This window comes from Rufibacter sp. JT3400010, from assembly GCF_054956755.1.
In genome coordinates this window covers 189,788-206,299 of the sequence record NZ_JBUDXA010000006.1, presented here as the reverse complement: position 1 = coordinate 206,299, position 16,512 = coordinate 189,788, and the positions used below count along the sequence as shown (strand labels likewise).

General features: G+C 46.8%; 13 protein-coding genes. 7 read left to right on the top strand and 6 right to left on the bottom strand.

Annotated elements, in window-relative coordinates; translation table 11 throughout:
- Nucleotides 1-7: 7 nt before the first annotated feature.
- The 3 genes from ACY0JR_RS08675 to ACY0JR_RS08665 all read left to right on the top strand — a co-directional run bounded on the left by ACY0JR_RS08675 (nucleotide 8) and on the right by ACY0JR_RS08665 (nucleotide 5,935).
- On the top strand, nucleotides 8-1,582 hold the full coding sequence (locus tag ACY0JR_RS08675; protein ID WP_462633568.1) for a RagB/SusD family nutrient uptake outer membrane protein: 1,575 nt from the start codon (nucleotides 8-10) through the stop codon (nucleotides 1,580-1,582).
- A gap of 237 nt (nucleotides 1,583-1,819) precedes the next feature.
- A complete protein-coding gene (locus tag ACY0JR_RS08670; RefSeq protein ID WP_462633566.1) occupies nucleotides 1,820-3,505 on the top strand; it encodes an amidase in 1,686 nt (561 codons plus the stop codon).
- Between the two features lie 42 nt (nucleotides 3,506-3,547).
- The gene (locus ACY0JR_RS08665) at nucleotides 3,548-5,935 is read left to right on the top strand and encodes a S9 family peptidase (protein WP_462633565.1); all 2,388 of its coding nucleotides are present in this window, start codon (nucleotides 3,548-3,550) and stop codon (nucleotides 5,933-5,935) included.
- Between the two features lie 77 nt (nucleotides 5,936-6,012).
- Here the strand turns inward: ACY0JR_RS08665 and ACY0JR_RS08660 are convergent, their stop codons facing one another.
- Nucleotides 6,013-6,855 carry a phosphatase PAP2 family protein gene (locus ACY0JR_RS08660; RefSeq protein WP_462633563.1) on the bottom strand — a complete coding sequence of 281 codons (843 nt, stop codon included), beginning with the start codon at nucleotides 6,853-6,855 and terminating at the stop codon, nucleotides 6,013-6,015.
- Nucleotides 6,855-7,514, bottom strand: a complete 660-nt coding sequence (locus ACY0JR_RS08655) for a phosphatase PAP2 family protein (protein WP_462633562.1) — start codon at nucleotides 7,512-7,514, stop codon at nucleotides 6,855-6,857. The genes ACY0JR_RS08660 and ACY0JR_RS08655 overlap by 1 nt, the downstream gene beginning before the upstream one ends.
- A 464-nt stretch (nucleotides 7,515-7,978) precedes the next feature.
- On the opposite strand from ACY0JR_RS08655, the gene metK reads away from it, so the two are divergent.
- Entirely contained in the window at nucleotides 7,979-9,283 is a 1,305-nt protein-coding gene (gene metK, locus ACY0JR_RS08650) for a methionine adenosyltransferase (RefSeq protein ID WP_462633560.1), read from the top strand.
- Between the two features lie 75 nt (nucleotides 9,284-9,358).
- On the opposite strand, the gene hpf is transcribed toward metK, so the two are convergent.
- From hpf to ACY0JR_RS08630, 4 genes are all read right to left on the bottom strand, one after another.
- Complete coding sequence (hpf, locus tag ACY0JR_RS08645; protein WP_462633558.1) at nucleotides 9,359-9,658, bottom strand: ribosome hibernation-promoting factor, HPF/YfiA family; 300 nt, start codon at nucleotides 9,656-9,658, stop codon at nucleotides 9,359-9,361.
- 25 nt (nucleotides 9,659-9,683) lie between these two features.
- A complete protein-coding gene (locus tag ACY0JR_RS08640; RefSeq protein WP_462633556.1) occupies nucleotides 9,684-10,562 on the bottom strand; it encodes a tyrosine-type recombinase/integrase in 879 nt (292 codons plus the stop codon).
- Nucleotides 10,563-10,636: 74 nt separating this feature from the next.
- On the bottom strand, nucleotides 10,637-10,831 hold the full coding sequence (gene rpsU, locus ACY0JR_RS08635) for a 30S ribosomal protein S21 (RefSeq protein WP_123127797.1): 195 nt from the start codon (nucleotides 10,829-10,831) through the stop codon (nucleotides 10,637-10,639).
- A gap of 83 nt (nucleotides 10,832-10,914) precedes the next feature.
- Nucleotides 10,915-12,054: an acyl-CoA dehydrogenase gene (locus ACY0JR_RS08630; protein WP_462633555.1), complete on the bottom strand. Its 1,140-nt coding sequence runs from the start codon at nucleotides 12,052-12,054 to the stop codon at nucleotides 10,915-10,917.
- Between the two features lie 373 nt (nucleotides 12,055-12,427).
- Here ACY0JR_RS08630 and ACY0JR_RS08625 point away from each other — a divergent pair, with 373 nt between their 5' ends.
- Genes ACY0JR_RS08625 through ACY0JR_RS08615 form a run of 3 tightly spaced genes read left to right on the top strand, consistent with a single transcriptional unit; the run spans nucleotide 12,428 to nucleotide 16,504 of the window.
- Nucleotides 12,428-13,306, top strand: a complete 879-nt coding sequence (locus ACY0JR_RS08625; protein WP_462633553.1) for a polysaccharide biosynthesis/export family protein — start codon at nucleotides 12,428-12,430, stop codon at nucleotides 13,304-13,306.
- Nucleotides 13,307-13,310: 4 nt separating this feature from the next.
- Nucleotides 13,311-15,746, top strand: a complete 2,436-nt coding sequence (locus tag ACY0JR_RS08620; RefSeq protein WP_462633551.1) for a GumC family protein — start codon at nucleotides 13,311-13,313, stop codon at nucleotides 15,744-15,746.
- A 5-nt stretch (nucleotides 15,747-15,751) separates the two neighbouring features.
- On the top strand, nucleotides 15,752-16,504 hold the full coding sequence (locus ACY0JR_RS08615; protein ID WP_462633550.1) for a tyrosine-protein phosphatase: 753 nt from the start codon (nucleotides 15,752-15,754) through the stop codon (nucleotides 16,502-16,504).
- Nucleotides 16,505-16,512: the final 8 nt, after the last annotated feature.

The following is a 16,512-nucleotide window of genomic DNA, read 5'->3' as shown; positions in this document are numbered from 1 at the left end:
TACCAACATGAAAAAGAGTTTATATATAATGGCAGCAACTGCTCTTTCATTAACAATGAGCAGTTGTCAGGATGATTTCTTAGAAACACAGCCAAGTGAGAGAACTTCCCCAGAGCAAATAGCTGAAGCGGCTAAATTAGACCCTACTTTGTTGAATGGATTTGTGGCAGGTTTATATACCACTATGTTCAACACAGGTACGGGAGGAACAACAAACCACGATGATTTTGGCCAGAAAGGCTATGATATCTTTAGTGATATGATTGCTTCTGATGTGGTTTTAGCCGGAACAACTTATGGTTGGTATTCCGGTATTGCCAGATATCAAGCTACTACCGACTTTACCTTGAACGCTGGTTACCAGCCTTGGCGGTACTATTACCGGATCATTTTTGCCGCCAATACGCTGATTGAAATCTTGGGTGGAAATGATGCTGTTCCAGCAAATGCTATTAATAAGCACCAGATGGGCCAGGCAAAAGCAATGCGTGCTTATGCTCATTTCTATCTTTCTCAATACTATAGCAATGGCTATGGAACTGGAAATGAAAGAACAATACCAATTTACTCATCTTCAGCATCTGACGCTCAACCAACCAGTACTTCTGCTCAGGTTTATAACTTCATTATTAAAGATTTAACCGAAGCGGTGACTTTGTTGGAAGGTTTCAACAGAGCAGCTAAGAATGAGATAAATCAAGATGTGGCGAAAGGTTTGTTAGCTTATGCCTATGCTGCAAGAGGAACTCAAGCTGATCTTCAGCAGGTAGTGGAACTTACTAACGATGTTATTGGTAGCGAATTCGACCTGTTAGAAGCCAATCAAGTGGTAGCTCAGATTGGACCAGATGGCAGAGTTTTAAATCCTGAATCTGGATTTAACAATGTGGCTAGCCCTAGTTGGATGTGGGGGGTTGACCTAACAGTAGCAAATGGTCTGGATCTAGTTTCTTATTGGGGTCAGATGGATGTATTTACTTATAGCTATGCTTGGGCAGGTGATCCTAAAACCATTGATAAAGGATTGTATGATGCCATTCGTGCCGATGATGTTAGAAAAGGACAATTCGATCCGATTGGCGGAGGAATTGAGAAATTCTATACAGCAGATGGTTATGGGCCTGGAGATTTAGACTTAATGCCAGTTAACAAATTCTTTGACCCCAATAGAGAAATTGGTGGTCAGCGTGTTGTTACTACAGATTATGTTTATATGCGTCTTGAAGAAATGGTTCTGTTGAACGCTGAAGCTAAAGCTAGACTAGGCCAAGATGCTGCTGCCAGAGAAATGTTGAAGACCTTGATGGTGAAAAGAATTGCCCCGGCAACTTACGCTACTTATGTGGTTACATTAAACGGTCTTAGCGGCCAAGCCCTTCTAAATGAAATCTATCTTCAAACCCGTATTGAGCTATGGGGAGAAGGGAAAACGTATTTAGCTATGAAGAGGCTTAAGAAAAATGTTACCAGAGGTGAAAATCATTTATTCTTTGCTGGTCAAACATTTGCTTGGGATTCTGATCAATTAACCTTTAACATTCCTCAAAATGAGGTGGTTAATAACCCTGTGCTTAATCAATAGTAAATTGTATTGAGAATTTTAAAGGGCTGTTCCTCAAGAACAGCCCTTTTTCTTTTTACATATAAGGAAGTAGAAGCCAATAAGACTGTTTTGCAAAAGCTCTTTCTTATAACAATATCCGCTTTAATAACCCGAGAGATGTCTTATAAGACGCCTCTCTGGTTATTAAATGGAACGCAAAAATCTTTCTAAAAAGTAGCTTCAATTAGCATAAATTGTCTTCTCAATAAATTGAAAATGGACAGGATCATGATCAAAAAGCAGTATAAATTTTTAGGTCTCTCTACTTTGGGACTAGCGCTTTTCTTTACCGGTGCTTTTGTGGGCAGGAAGCTGGAAGTAGAGAAGATTACTGTACCCATGGTGCAGAGTGCTCAGCAGTTATTAGGACTAGACTTTAAGCCTGCTCAACTAGATACGGCTCTAGCCGAATTAACAGATTTGAGGAACGGTTACGGGCGTTTAAGAGCCGTTAAGTTGGAGAACAGCGTGCCACCGGCGCTTATGTTCAACCCATTGCCAGTGGGCTTTACGTTTCAGCGGGAAAGAGAGAAGTTCAAACCATCATCTTTAGGAAAAGTAGAGCTTCCTGCCAACAGGGAAGACCTGGCATTTTATTCCGTCAGAGAATTGGCAGAGCTTCTGAAAACGAAGAAGATTTCCTCGGTAGAATTGACGCAGTTCTTTCTAGCGCGTTTAAATAAGTACAACCCTAAACTTCAGTGTGTTACGTCCTTTACAGAGGAGTTGGCGATGCAACAAGCCAAACAAGCCGATTCTGAAATTAAGGCCGGGAAATACAAGGGCCTGTTACATGGCATTCCATTTGGGGTGAAGGACTTGTTGAGTACCAAAGGGTATAAAACCACGTGGGGTTCTGTGCCTTACAAAGACCAGAGAATTGAAGAGGATGCCACGGTGGTGGTGAGGCTACGAGAGGCCGGGGCAGTGTTGGTCGCGAAGATGACAATGGGGGAGTTAGCCATGGGCGATGTCTGGTACGGAGGCAAAACCCGTACTCCTTGGGACATTTCCCGGGGATCCAGCGGCTCCTCGGCGGGATCTGCTTCTGCGGTAGGGGCGGGCTTGCTGCCATTCGCCATCGGAACGGAAACGCTGGGTTCTATTGTCTCGCCCTCCACTGCTTGCGGTACCACTGGGCTTCGGCCCACCTATGGGCGGGTGAGCCGTCATGGGGCCATGGCTTTGAGCTGGTCCATGGATAAAATAGGTCCCATTGCCAGAACGGTGGAGGATTGTGCCATTGTGTTCAATGCTATTTATGGGCCGGACGGGAAAGATCAGTCTGTGTATGATGCTCCTTTCAATTATGACGCGAAACTGAATTTGAAGAAACTGCGCATCGGCTACCTGAAAACGGACTTTGAGCGCGATTATCCAACCAAAGCGCAGGATCAGGCTACCCTGGAGGCACTGCGGAAAGCAGGACATGAACTCATCCCTATCGAATTGCCCAAAATTCCGGTGAACGATTTAGTCATGACCATTTCCGTGGAAGGAGCCACGGCGTTTGATGAAATTACCCGCAACGGGAAAGTAGATTTGATGGTGAACCAGGATAAGAATGCCTGGCCTAATACGTTCCGCAGTGCAAGGTTTATTCCGGCAGTGGAGTATCTTCAGGCGCAGCGCGTACGCTATCAACTCATCCAGGAAATGCACAAGATGATGCAGAAAGTAGATGTGTACGTTTCCCCTTCGTTTGCGAGCAGCAACCTGGTGGTCACCAACCTGACTGGGCACCCGTGCGTGGTGGTTCCAAACGGATTTAACAGCCGGAACCTGCCTACTACCATCACCTTTATCGGGAAGCTGTTCGGAGAGGCTGAGCTGCTGGCCTTCGCAAAGTCCTACCAAGATGGTACCGATTTCCACCGGAAGCACCCGTCTCTGGCTTTCTAATTTCTTCCCATTTAGACCTATTTTCCCAAAATCAGCCTAAAAATGCGTTTTATCAAAACAACCTGGGCGACGGTGGCCGTGCTAGTGCTGCCCCTGCTTACCGTCAATGCCCAAACCAAGCCAACCCTTACGGTAGATAAGATCATGCAGGATCCTGCCCAGTGGATTGGCACCTCACCCAGTAACGTCTACTGGTCAGATGATAGCAAACAGGTTTATTTCCAATGGAATCCCGAGAATGCGAAACGGGACTCGCTGTACACGGTGCAGGCAAAAGGCACGAAGGTAACCAAGGTTTCGGCCGCGGCCCGAAGAAGATTATTCACCCCTGGAGGAGTCTACAATCAAAAGTGGACCCATAGAGTATATGAGCGCGGAGGTGACCTTTTCCTGGTAGAGGTGAAGAATGGAAAGTTGCGGCAACTGACCAAAACCGTAGAGCGGGAATCTTCGCCTGCTTTCACGTTTGATGAGCAAGAGATAACCTACGTGAAGGACAATAACCTCTATGCCTGGAACATAGCCAACGGCCAGACAAAGCAACTTACCGATTTCAGAAGAGGCAGGAAACCCATTGATCCGGAACTGGCGAGGGACGGGCAGGAACGTTTCTTGCGTGAGCAGCAGGTAGAATTGTTGCAGATTATCCAGAAGCGGGAAGAGGAGCGCAAGCAGCAGCGTCTGGCGCAGAGAGAAACGGCGAAGAACAGACCCAGAGAAATCTACATAGAAGATAAATCAGTAGATAATATCATCCTGAGCCCAGATGAACGGTTTATCACCTACCGTTTAGTGACCAGACCAGCCAACAGCAAAATAGCCCAAGTGCCTAACTATGTCACGGCATCGGGTTATACCGAGGAGATTGCCACCAGAACCAAAGTAGGAGATGATCAGGCTACCTATGAACTAGGGCTGTATGACCTCAGACAGGACACAACGTACCTGGTTTCTTTCAAAGCATTACCCGGAATTCAGGAGAAGCCTGCTTACCTGCAAACGAACCAAAAGGCCAGCAAAGCCGATTCTGCTCGTTCGGCGGCTAGCCAGCGAAAAATCATGATGTTCGGGCCCTACTACTCGCCTGACGGTAAGAAGGCGATATTGGTAGCCAGATCGCAGGATAACAAAGACCGTTGGATCATGAATTTTGATCCCGCTACCCGAGCTATCAAACTGATAAACCGTGAGCATGATGATGCCTGGATCAACGGCTATGGTGCCGGTGAAATAGGTTGGATGCCCGATAACGACAATGTATGGTTTCTCTCTGAGGAAAGCGGTTACGCGCATTTGTACACGGTGAACACTACATCAAGTAAAGCTGCCCTGACCAGTGGTAAATTTGAGGTGCAGAGCATCCAGATGTCGCAGGATAAGAAATACTGGTATCTCACCACCAATCAGGTGCATCCGGGAGAGCAGCATTTCTATAGAATGCCGTTGAAAGGCGGCAGAATGGAGCAAATTACCAGAATGACCGGCGCACATGAAGTGACCATGTCGCCAGATGAAAAGAACCTGGCCATTCGGTACTCCTATTCCAACAAGCCTTGGGAGTTGTACCTCATGGAGAACCGGCCGGGTGCCAAACCGGTGCAAATCACCAAGTCTACTACCGCTGAGTTCAATGCCTATCCTTGGCGTGAACCGGAGATAATCACTTACAAAGCCGCAGACGGGGCCGATGTGCATGCCAGGTTGTACCGTCCGGAAAATGCCTCAGGAACAGGACCAGCCGTGATTTTTGTGCACGGGGCGGGCTATCTGCAGAATGCCCATAAATGGTGGAGTACTTACTTCAGGGAATACATGTTCCACAATTTGTTGGTAGACAAAGGCTATACCGTGCTGGACATTGATTACCGCGGCAGTGCGGGTTACGGGCGCGATTGGCGTACGGGCATTTACCGCCACATGGGCGGAAAAGACCTGAGCGACCACGTAGACGGCGCGAAGATGCTGGTAGAGAAATACAAAGTAGACCCTAAGCGGATTGGTATTTACGGCGGTTCTTACGGCGGATTCATTACCCTCATGGCCATGTTCACCCAACCCGATGTTTTCGCCGCTGGTGCCGCCCTGCGCTCTGTGACGGATTGGGCGCATTATAATCACGGTTACACCTCCAATATTTTAAATGAGCCCCAAAACGACAGTCTCGCCTATGTGCGTAGCTCTCCCATTTACTTTGCCGAAGGCCTGAAAGGAGCGCTCCTGATGTGCCACGGAATGGTAGATACCAACGTGCATTTCCAGGATATTGTACGTCTGTCGCAGCGCTTGATAGAACTGAAAAAGGAGAACTGGGAACTGGCCATTTATCCGGTGGAAGACCACGGGTTTGTAGAGCCCAGCAGTTGGACCGATGAGTACAAGCGTATTCTAAAGCTTTTTGAGGCTAATTTGAACAAAACAGCCCCAAAATAGAATCTGCCCCTAAAATAGGAAAGCCAGTCTACACGAGACTGGCTTTCCTATTTTAGGGGCAGATTGAGAAAAGCGAGCTAAAATCGTTTCGTCAAAGCCACGCCTTGCATGAATTCGCCGGGTAATTGCTCTGCCGTAGGAATGAGCTTCCAGCCCATCTGGTTATTTCTTTTATGCAATTCCGGTACTAAAATCCCGATGGTGGCTCCCACAGCATAACCCACAATGTTATCGCTTAAGAAATGCTTACCGGCGCGCAGCCTCAAATAACCCACCGTAGCAGGAACAGCCGCCGCCGCTCCCCACACCACCGGTCGCCACGGCGAATCTGGATGCAGGTCATGGAAAACTTTGGCCGTGAAGAAGGCAACACTGGCCGTGGCCGCCGTATGTCCCGCAAAGAAGGAATTCTCGGCATACTTGTGTAGGCGTTCCTCTAAAGGGGCGTCTGTAGCGTAAACATTGGGCCTTTTGCGGTGCGTTAAACCTGCGGTTAAGGCGTACAATCCGCCGGCCAGAGACACGGTTTCAGCATACATAAAATAGATGTCCTTGGCGTGAGGAGTGGCCGCTTTATCGGCTAGGAAAAGCAAGGGAAGGCCGTAAGTGGTATAGAAGATAACATCGCTGGCTGCTTTGGCATTCTTGCTGTAATTACCGGCGGCCCAGCGGTCAAATCTGTTTACCTGATTTTTGTTGATGGTCAGCAGATCGGCTTCGGTCAAGGGTTCTTTGTTGCTGAGCAGCAAGGAACCCGTCAAGGACATGGTAACCCCACCGGCGGTAATCAGACCATCGCGCAGCAAATCTGTGTTGTACAACCTCTCCGTTGTGCTTTGCGCCTGAACCGGAGCAAAGCACAACTGGAACAGAAGGACAAAGGGCAGCAGCCACTTATAAGAAGCAGAGAAGCGGTTCATTAGAATTTATATTGGAGGCTTACTCCGTCCAGGTTCTGCCCAAGCACCGGAATTACCGTAGGAGAAATGGAAAGCCCAATGTCTTTCTTATGCAGTTGCGGCACCAGAATACCTACGGCGGCTCCTACACCATACCCCACCAGGTTGTCGCTGAGAAAGTGTTTTCCGGCTTCCAGGCGCAGGTAGCCAACGGCTGCGGGCACAATGGCGGCACCCGCCCAAACAAACGGTCTGGCCCGAGAATCTGGGTTATAGTCATGGAATACCTTGGCGGTAAAGAAAGAGATGGTAGAGACAGCTGCCGTATGGCCCGCAAAGAAAGCGTTCTGGGAGTTAGCCCGTGTTTTCTCCCCAATCTCTACTTCGGGACTATACGTCAAGGGTCTGGCTCTGGGGAACGCGGCAGAACTCAGGGTAAAGATGGCTCCTGTCACAGACATGGTCTCTACATACAGGGCCAGCAACTGCCCTGTGTTGTCATTGATATCGGAGTCAAACAGGAGTAACGCCGGAGCTGCCAAAGAGCCATACAGCATAAAGTCACTTACTTTCTTTGCGCTTTCACTATGATTCCCCGCCGAGAAACGGTCAAAGCTATTCACGTCACTTTTTCTAAGCGCCATTGCTTCTTCCTGGGTGAAAGGCTCTTTTTCTTGCATCAGGTACAAGCCTAATCCGCTTAAGCCCATTCCTGCAACTGTTATGGGAGCATCTACCTTAAATGAAGTTTTATAAGGAGAAGAAGATTGAGCAAACGTCTGGGTTATAGCAAAAAAGCTTATGAGAAGAGTATAAAAGTGTTTTTTCATAGTTGGACGGAGTAGGTAGAATAGAAATTATAAGATGTTTCTGAAACGGGAAGAGGTTTAAAAGGTTTCTGTTCCTAGCGGTGTGGCCCTTCAGGACTGCTGCTAGCCGTGCAGCGTCTTGTTTTTAGGCCATTTTCTGGAAGGTGAGACAAAAACAGGAGAGAGCTAGGTGAAAAGGACTTCTTCCTAAAGAAAATACGGGCAGCGGCTTTCATTTCTAAGCCAAGTTTTTGCATCTCCCTCAATTAGACTAAATTTGTCGCTTGCGGGCCAAGTGCTGTGCCGCCTTGTTGTTGAAATAATATATCTAGATAATGCCTTATCTTTTTACATCTGAGTCGGTATCGGAAGGACATCCGGATAAAGTAGCCGATCAAATTTCTGATGCCCTGTTAGATGAGTTCCTGAAACAGGACCCTGAGTCTAAAGTTGCCTGTGAAACCTTGGTTACTACTGGCTTAGTAGTGCTGAGCGGCGAGGTAAAATCATCTGCCTATGTTGACGTGCAGAAAGTAGCCCGTGAGGTGATCAAACGCATTGGCTATACCAAGTCAGAGTATAAGTTTGATGCCGAAGCTTGTGGCGTGATTTCCACCATCCATGAGCAATCCGGAGACATCAACCAGGGGGTTGAACGCGAGAACCCCGAAGACCAGGGAGCCGGTGACCAAGGCATGATGTTCGGCTATGCCACCAATGAAACCGATAGCTATATGCCGTTGGCACTGGAGATTTCCCATCTGCTGTTAAAGGAATTGGCAGCCGTTCGGAAAGAAGGCAAAGAAATGACCTACTTGCGTCCAGATGCCAAATCTCAGGTGACCATCCGCTACTCAGATACCCACGTGCCCGAGAAGATAGACACGGTGGTGATCTCTACCCAGCACGATGAGTTTGAGAGCTCAGATGCCAATGACCGCGCTGCCTCTAAACAAGCTGAGGAGAAAATGGTAGCCAAAATCAAGGAAGACGTTTTGAACATCCTGCTTCCACGAGTAAAAGCGCAGTTGCCCCAGCGTACAGTAGATTTATTTTCTGAGGATATCACCTACCATATTAACCCTACCGGCAAGTTCGTAATCGGTGGTCCGCACGGCGATACAGGTCTAACCGGCCGTAAGATTATTGTGGATACCTACGGAGGGAAAGGTGCCCACGGCGGAGGTGCTTTCTCGGGGAAAGATTCTTCCAAAGTAGACCGTTCGGCCGCTTACGCTGCTCGTCATATCGCGAAGAACCTGGTAGCTGCCGGCGTAGCCGATCAGGCTTTGGTGCAGGTAGCGTATGCTATTGGCGTGGCGGAACCGGTTGGCTTATATGTGACCACCTATGGCACCACTAAAGTGAAAGGAGCCAATGGCGAAACCATGACCGATGGCGAAATCGCGAACAAAGTGAATGAACTGTTTGAGATGCGCCCCTATGACATTGTAAAGCGCTTTGGCTTACAGAACCCTATTTTCTCTGAGACTGCCGCTTACGGACACATGGGTCGCGAGTCTGGCGTGAAGAAAGTAGTATACCACGTGAACGGGCAAACCGAGACCAGAGAGTTTGAAACGTTTACTTGGGAGAAGTTAGACTACGTAGATAAAATCAAAGCTGCCTTCAACTTATAAGAAGCGTGATTCTTACCTGTTTTAACGAAAAGAGCCCCAAAACGGGGCTCTTTTTGTATGTAGGGTGTTTATATTTTAGTGAGTGGTCAGCTTTTCTTTGTATCTAATCAGCTGCTTCTTCAGATCTTCCACGGCTTTGTCGGTGGCTGTTTCAAACGTACCGGCTTCTTCTGAGCAGTACAGGGTAGCACCGGGCACAAAGATTTTCACTTCCACTAGTTTGTTGTCATGAGACTCTGGCTTCTGTATACGCAGGGCCACTTCGCCGCTTACTATCCTATCAAAAAAGGTATCTAGCTTGTCAAGTTTCTTCTGAAGGAAATCTAACAGACTTTGGTCTGCGGTGAAGTGTACAGATCGGATTTGCAGTTTCATAGTTTACTTCTTTAGGTGTTACGAATTACGCTTTGGGGTGAGCCTTCTCAAAAACGGCTTTGAGTTTCTCAATCGAGTTATGGGTATAGACCTGCGTGGCCGCCAAACTAGAGTGGCCCAGCAACTCTTTGATGGCTCCCAGATCTGCCCCTCTGTTCAGTAAATGGGTCGCAAACGAGTGACGGAGTACGTGCGGACTGTTTTTAATGGCAGTAGACACTAAACTCATGTACTTGGTGACCACCCGGTATACGTACTTGGGGTAGAGGGGAGCCTCTTTATCCGTAACGAAGAGAAAAGAAGAATTGTTTTTAGGAAAAGTAGCCCGTCTTTCCTGTAGGTAGAGGGTTAATGCCTGCACCAATGAGGGGTTTAAAGGCAAAATACGCTCTTTGTTGCCTTTGCCCAATACTTTCAAGGTGCTGGCAGACAGATTGATATCTTCTAGTTTCAGATTCGTTAATTCTGCTAGCCGCATGCCTGTGCCATACAGCAGTTCCAAAATCAATTTTTCGCGTTGACCTTTAAAATCATCGGAGAAGTCGCTTTGATCAAGAAGCTGAGTGAAAGCCTCCTCTGGAATAAAGGCCGGGAGTTTCTTGGCTAATTTTGGTGCTTTGATGCGAACGGTAGGGTTGCTTTCCAGTACCCCGCGTTGTACCAGAAAACGAAAATAGGAGCGTAAAGAGGCAATTTTACGATTGATGGTACGGCTGTCCAGATCCTTTTGGACCAGCGTCACCACCCAAGACCTGATGATGGCGTGGTCTGCCGCCTGCATATCTTCCAGTTCATATACCTCTTGCAGGTACTCTTTGAACTGCTGTAGATCTGTCTGGTACGAGGTAATGGTATGCGGACTGAAGCGCTTCTCGTACTGAAGGTACTTAAAAAATAATTCCATAAACTAGTAAGTAGCCGCTGGTAAGCGGTACGCACTAATTTATGGAATTACCACGTAAATTCTAGGGATAAAGACTAGTAGTTGTCGTTCGCGAACAATTGTTGCTTGTAGATCGCTCTCTCTTTCTGCTTTCTTTTAGAGACAGAAGGCTTCTGGAAGAAAGTTCTAGCGCGTAATTGTTTCAAGACACCAGTTCTCTCGAATTTCTTTTTGAATCTTTTTAAGGCTTTGTCTACAGACTCGTTATCCTTTACGTTGATGATAATCATATAATAGATTGATTTTAAAGTCAGTTGTTTTAAGGATTGCAAAGGTATTTACAATTATACTCCCAGTCAATACCTTTCCCTAATTATTTTAATACTGCTCTGGAGATAACAAGTTTCTGAATTTCAGAAGTTCCTTCTCCAATAGTGCAAAGCTTTGAGTCACGGTAATATTTTTCGGCCGGATAGTCTTTCGTATAGCCGTAGCCGCCAAAAATCTGAACGCCTTCATTAGCAACCCTCACGCAAACTTCAGAAGCGTACAACTTAGCCATCGCCGACTCTTTGTTGACGTTTTCGCCCCGGTTCTTCATAGCGGCCGCCCGGTAGGTAAGTAATGCCGCCGCCTCAATCTCAGTGGCCATGTCGGCTAATTTGAAGGCAATTCCCTGAAATTGAGAAATAGGCTTGTTGAATTGCTGACGCTCCTTCGCATATGCCAGAGCGGCCTCATACGCTCCCTGGGCTATTCCTAAGCTTAATGCTGCAATAGAAATTCGTCCGCCGTCCAGCACTTTCATGGACTGGATAAATCCTTCGCCTACGTTTCCTAAGATGTTTTCATGAGGAACGCGGCAATCTTCAAAGATTAACTCCGTAGTTTCAGAGGCGCGCATTCCCAGCTTATCTTCTTTGCGACCCGCCGAAAAACCTTGCGTGGGTTTCTCAATCACGAACGCTGTCATACCATGTGAATCACCTACCTCCCCGGTTCTGGCAATGACTACGGCAATGTTGCTGGATTTCCCGTGGGTAATAAAATTCTTGGCGCCGTTCAGAACCCAATGGTCTCCGTCTCTTACCGCTACCGTACGCATGTTTCCCGCATCTGAGCCGGTATTAGGTTCTGTAAGCCCCCAGGCACCAATCCATTCCGCCGTCGCCAATTTAGGAAGCCACTTCCTTTTCTGTTCTTCGCTTCCGAATTGCAGAATATGGCCGGTGCACAAAGAGTTATGGGCCGCCATAGATAGGCCAATAGAACCGTCAATTTTAGACAACTCGGCAATGGCCGTCACATACTCCAAGTACCCGAAGCCAGACCCCCCGTATTCCTGCGGAACCAGCACCCCCATAAGCCCCAGTTCACCTAATTGCTTGAACACCTGAACCGGGAACTCCTGAGACTCGTCCCATTTCATCATATCAGGTTTAATGGACTTAGCACCAAAGTCACGGATCATGTCCGCAATCATTTGCTGATTCTCGTTGTAAGTAAGTTGCATATGGTTTATGTTAGTCTTAGGTCAAGTTTTCATAAAAGTACGGTAAAAATCATTTCCTACCTAACGTATGTTAGGTGTTTTGGTGATTACTGCTTAATTTGTAAGATTATAAAGATGTTTTTAAGTTAAAGGGTAGACCATAAGTCAATTTTGGCAATATAGATGCCGGTTGAATTGCCCGACACTCTGTATAAGTATTTCTGAAAGCTAACGTTAAGGATGAATAAAGAAGGGATTCCGCAAATCCCCCGTTCCTGGCTCTTCGGTTTTTGGCGTAGCCATTACTTTTGCCTTACTTTGTAGTTAGCTTTATCTGTACATAGCCCAGGTAATGTTCAGATATTTATTTCTAATCAAGGCTCTTCTGTTACGTATGTCATCTGCCTTACGCAAATTCTTTTTCTATTTATTGCTCTTGACTGGAGCCTCGCAGTTGAGTTCCTGCAATGTTTACCGGCAGAACGTTATGTTCAGGACAGATGGTGATGTAAACGCTGACTTACTCCGGGCCTCAACAGCAGAAGCTGGACGCAACTATAAAATTCAGCCCAACGACGTTCTGAACATCAGGATTTATACCAATAAAGGGGAGATTCTAATTGACCCTAACAGCTTCTTACGTCAGGAATTAGGGTCAGGTGGTAATATAAGTGGCGGCGGTGTGAACAGGGGCAATAGAGGAGGGTACCAAACCAATAACAACTACCAGCAAGGCGTTCAACAGCAACAGCAAGATGGTCAGGAATATACCGTGCTGCCAAACGGGGAAGTGAAAGTGCCCATGATTGGCTTTGTGCAGGTGCAAGGCTATACCGTGTCACAAGCAGACAGCGTCTTCCAAAGTAGATTTGAAACTTATTATAGAGACACCTATGTTTATTCACGGGTGGTTAGCAGGAGAGTAGTGGTGTTGGGTGCCACAGGCGGAACCGTGATTCCTCTTACAGACGAGAATATTAATGTGGTAGAGGTTTTGGCTAGAGCCGGCGGTATTCCCGAGAATGGCAAAGCTCAGAACATAAGGTTGATAAGAGATATTGCCTCAGACAAGCCTATTGTGCATGTGATTGATCTCTCTACCGTTGCCGGTCTGCAAAGAGCCAGTATTAGGGTTCAACCCAATGATGTGATTTATGTGGAGCCTGTAAAGAGAGTATTCAATGAGTCCCTCCGTGATGTTTTAACAGTCATAGGCGCTGTTTCAAATGTCCTCACCTCTTATATCGTTATAAGAAATATAATTTCAGAATAATTTCATGAGTGTAAAGACAGCCAATGATTTGGATGAGCTGGATCATCGTTTGGGGAGTATTGAGGAGGACGAGGATGACGGAGGAGCAAGCATTGATTTCGTCACTCTTCTGCATGTAGTTAAGCGCAGCATTCCATGGGTATTATTGCTGATTATCTTGGGTGTCTCCGCTTCTTATCTTTATTTAAGGTACACCAAAAAAGTATACGAATCGTCGTCTACTATTAAGCTGGAAGAAGAGCAGTCAGAAGCGAGTGTTCTCGGGCTGGAAAACAATGGCTTGAAGGTTGAATCTGGTATTGGGAAGCTACAAGGTGAAGTGGACCTTATCAAGTCTAACATCGTGTATGAACGGCTTAAGGGAACCATGCCTTTGCAGGTGAGTTATCATGTAGAAGCCCGGGTTCTTGACGCTGAGCTATACAAGGACAGCCCCTTTTTTATAACATATGATACCGCTAACTTCAGCTTACAGGATCAGAAGATTTATGTGACGTTTACTTCTCCAAGTAAATTTGAAATAGCTTTGGGTGAGGAGGGGCGTCGTACCACGCATGTAGTGGGTGTTCCTTTACGGCTTTCAGACAATATTATTACCGTTAATACCTCGCCTGATTTTACTAGTGCCAGTGTAGGAGAAACCTACTACTTCATTGTGCATAGCAATGGGGCCCTGAAGAGGTATATTGATGAGAATCTTACCACTGCCATTCTCAACCCAGAGTCAAAGACCATTCAGATTTCCTTTAAAGACTTCAATAGGTTTAAAGCGCATGATATTGTCAATAACATTGATGCTGTTTACCTCCAACATAAACTTGAACGGAGCAACCAAGCCAGTAGGCAGACCCTTAGTTTCTTAAATGATCAGTTAAAGGAAACGGAAGACAGCCTGAGAAAGGCGGAGGGTGACATTGAGCGGTTTGTCAGACAGAACAAATCGTATGACATCAAGTCTAGTCTTCAGGAGGCTCTGAAAGAGGTTCAGGAGTTGGAGAAAGACAGGCTGGAGTTACGGTTCCAATTATCGCTTCTGAATACAATTCAGGCTAAGGTGCAGCGGAATGAGGATTTAGCCATGATTGTGACCGGTCTGCAAGGGCAGGAAAACCAAGATCCTCAGTTAGCTGACCAACTGCTAGAGCTTAGCTACCTGCAGGCCCGTCAAAGAACGACCAATAAGACCAGCAAAGGAAATACGACCGCAGACGCACTGTTGGAAGACCAGGTGAACTTTGCCCAGAACAGAATCATTGCTGTTGTTAGCAATAGCAGAGCATTGGTTCAGACTAAAATTGAGAACATTGACAGAATCCAGGCAGAGCTTACCGGCAAGATTCTGCAGGCACCTTCAAAGGAAACGGAACGGGCTAGGCTGGAGCGAATCTTCGATTTGTATGAGAGCTTCTTTACCACAATCTTGAATAGAAGAGTTGAGTATGGCATAAAGATGGCAGGGACAACGGCAGATTTTCAAATCTTGGCCCCCGCCAACCTGCCCGGCGAAGAAAGCCCTATCTCACCAAACACATTCATCATTTATGCCATAGGAGTTGCCGGAGGATTGTTTTTAGGTGTAGGCTTGATTGCTACCCGCTACCTGATGCATGACACGGTTACGAATGTGCGGGAATTGGAACGTAACACTTCTATTCCAGTGCTGGGAGTGGTGCCGTCTTATGACAAGCAGAAGATGCCTTTCTCCAAGTTGATCGTGAACCAGAATCCAAAGTCGGCTTTGAGTGAATCTATCCGTTCGGTAAGAACCAATCTGGAATTCATGAGCGCCTCCAAGAAGAAAAGGATCATTTCTGTTACCTCTACCATAAGCGGGGAAGGAAAAACCTTTGTGGCCGTAAACCTGGGGGGGATTATTGCCATGTCTGGATTGAAAGTGATTGTGCTTGACTTAGACATGCGGAAACCCAAGGTGCACATTGCTTTGGATGGAGACAATAGCAAAGGCATGAGCACCATTCTCATTGACAAACATTCGGTGACTGAAAGTGTGCAAAATACGTCAATTCCTGACTTGGACTTCATCTCTGCGGGGCCAACCCCGCCCAATCCTTCTGAGTTGATCATGGGAGGCCGTTTTGACGCTGTTTTGGAAGAATTGCATCAAATCTATGATATCATTCTGGTAGATAGCCCGCCAGTTGGTTTGGTAACAGATGGGGTTCTGATCATGCGCAAAGCCGATATTCCTTTGTTCATCGTTCGGGCCAACTATTCCAAAAAGACCTTCTTAAAGGGTATTGATAAACTGGTGCGAACCAATCACCTCACCAACATGGCCGCCATCTTGAATGATGTCAACGGCGGCAATATGTATGGCTACGGGTATGGCTACGGCTACGGGTATGGCTATGGGCAGGGGTACTATGATGAAGAAGAAAAGCCTTCTGTCAGTACTAAGTTGAAGTCTATCTTTAAATAGAAGATATGTGGGAGCGTCTTCGTAACCTCTGGAGTAAGAATGAGCCAGCCATCTCTTCTTTCGCCGATTTGCAGGCAGACATGCACTCGCATCTGCTGCCCGGCTTGGATGATGGGGCTGGCACCCTGGAAGAGTCTATGCAACTTCTGGAAAGCCTTTACTCCTTGGGTTTCAAAAAGCTATGCATGACTCCCCACATTATGGGCGATTTTTACAAAAACACCCCAGAAACGATCAGAGCAAAATTACAGGAACTACAAGCGGCTGCTACCGCCCAAGGTTTTGAAATAGAGCTTTCCTGCGCCGCAGAATATTACCTGGATGAATGGTTTTTCTCTAAAATTGAGAACGGAGAAGAGCTTTTGACGTTTGGCGGAGAGCGGAAGTTTCTCTTGATGGAGACTTCTTACATGAACGAGCCCGCCCATCTCAGGCAAGTGATCTTCGCTACTCAAGCCGCTGGGTATACGCCAGTGTTAGCGCATCCTGAACGGTATACGTACTTTTATGGCAGAGTAGAGGCACTCATGTCACTAAGGGAAACAGGGGTTCTGTTCCAGGTAAATGCCAATTCCTTGGCGGGATATTATTCCAAACAGGCCAAAGAAGTTGCCCGGCAGCTGATTAAAAGAAAAGCGGTTGAGTTCCTGGGGACTGATACCCACTCCATAAAGCATATTGCGGTGTTGGAAAGGGTGGTCAAAGAGCCGCTGTTTCAAGAAGCCATGAGACTGCCGCTTTTAAACCCTACCTTATAATCTTAAGC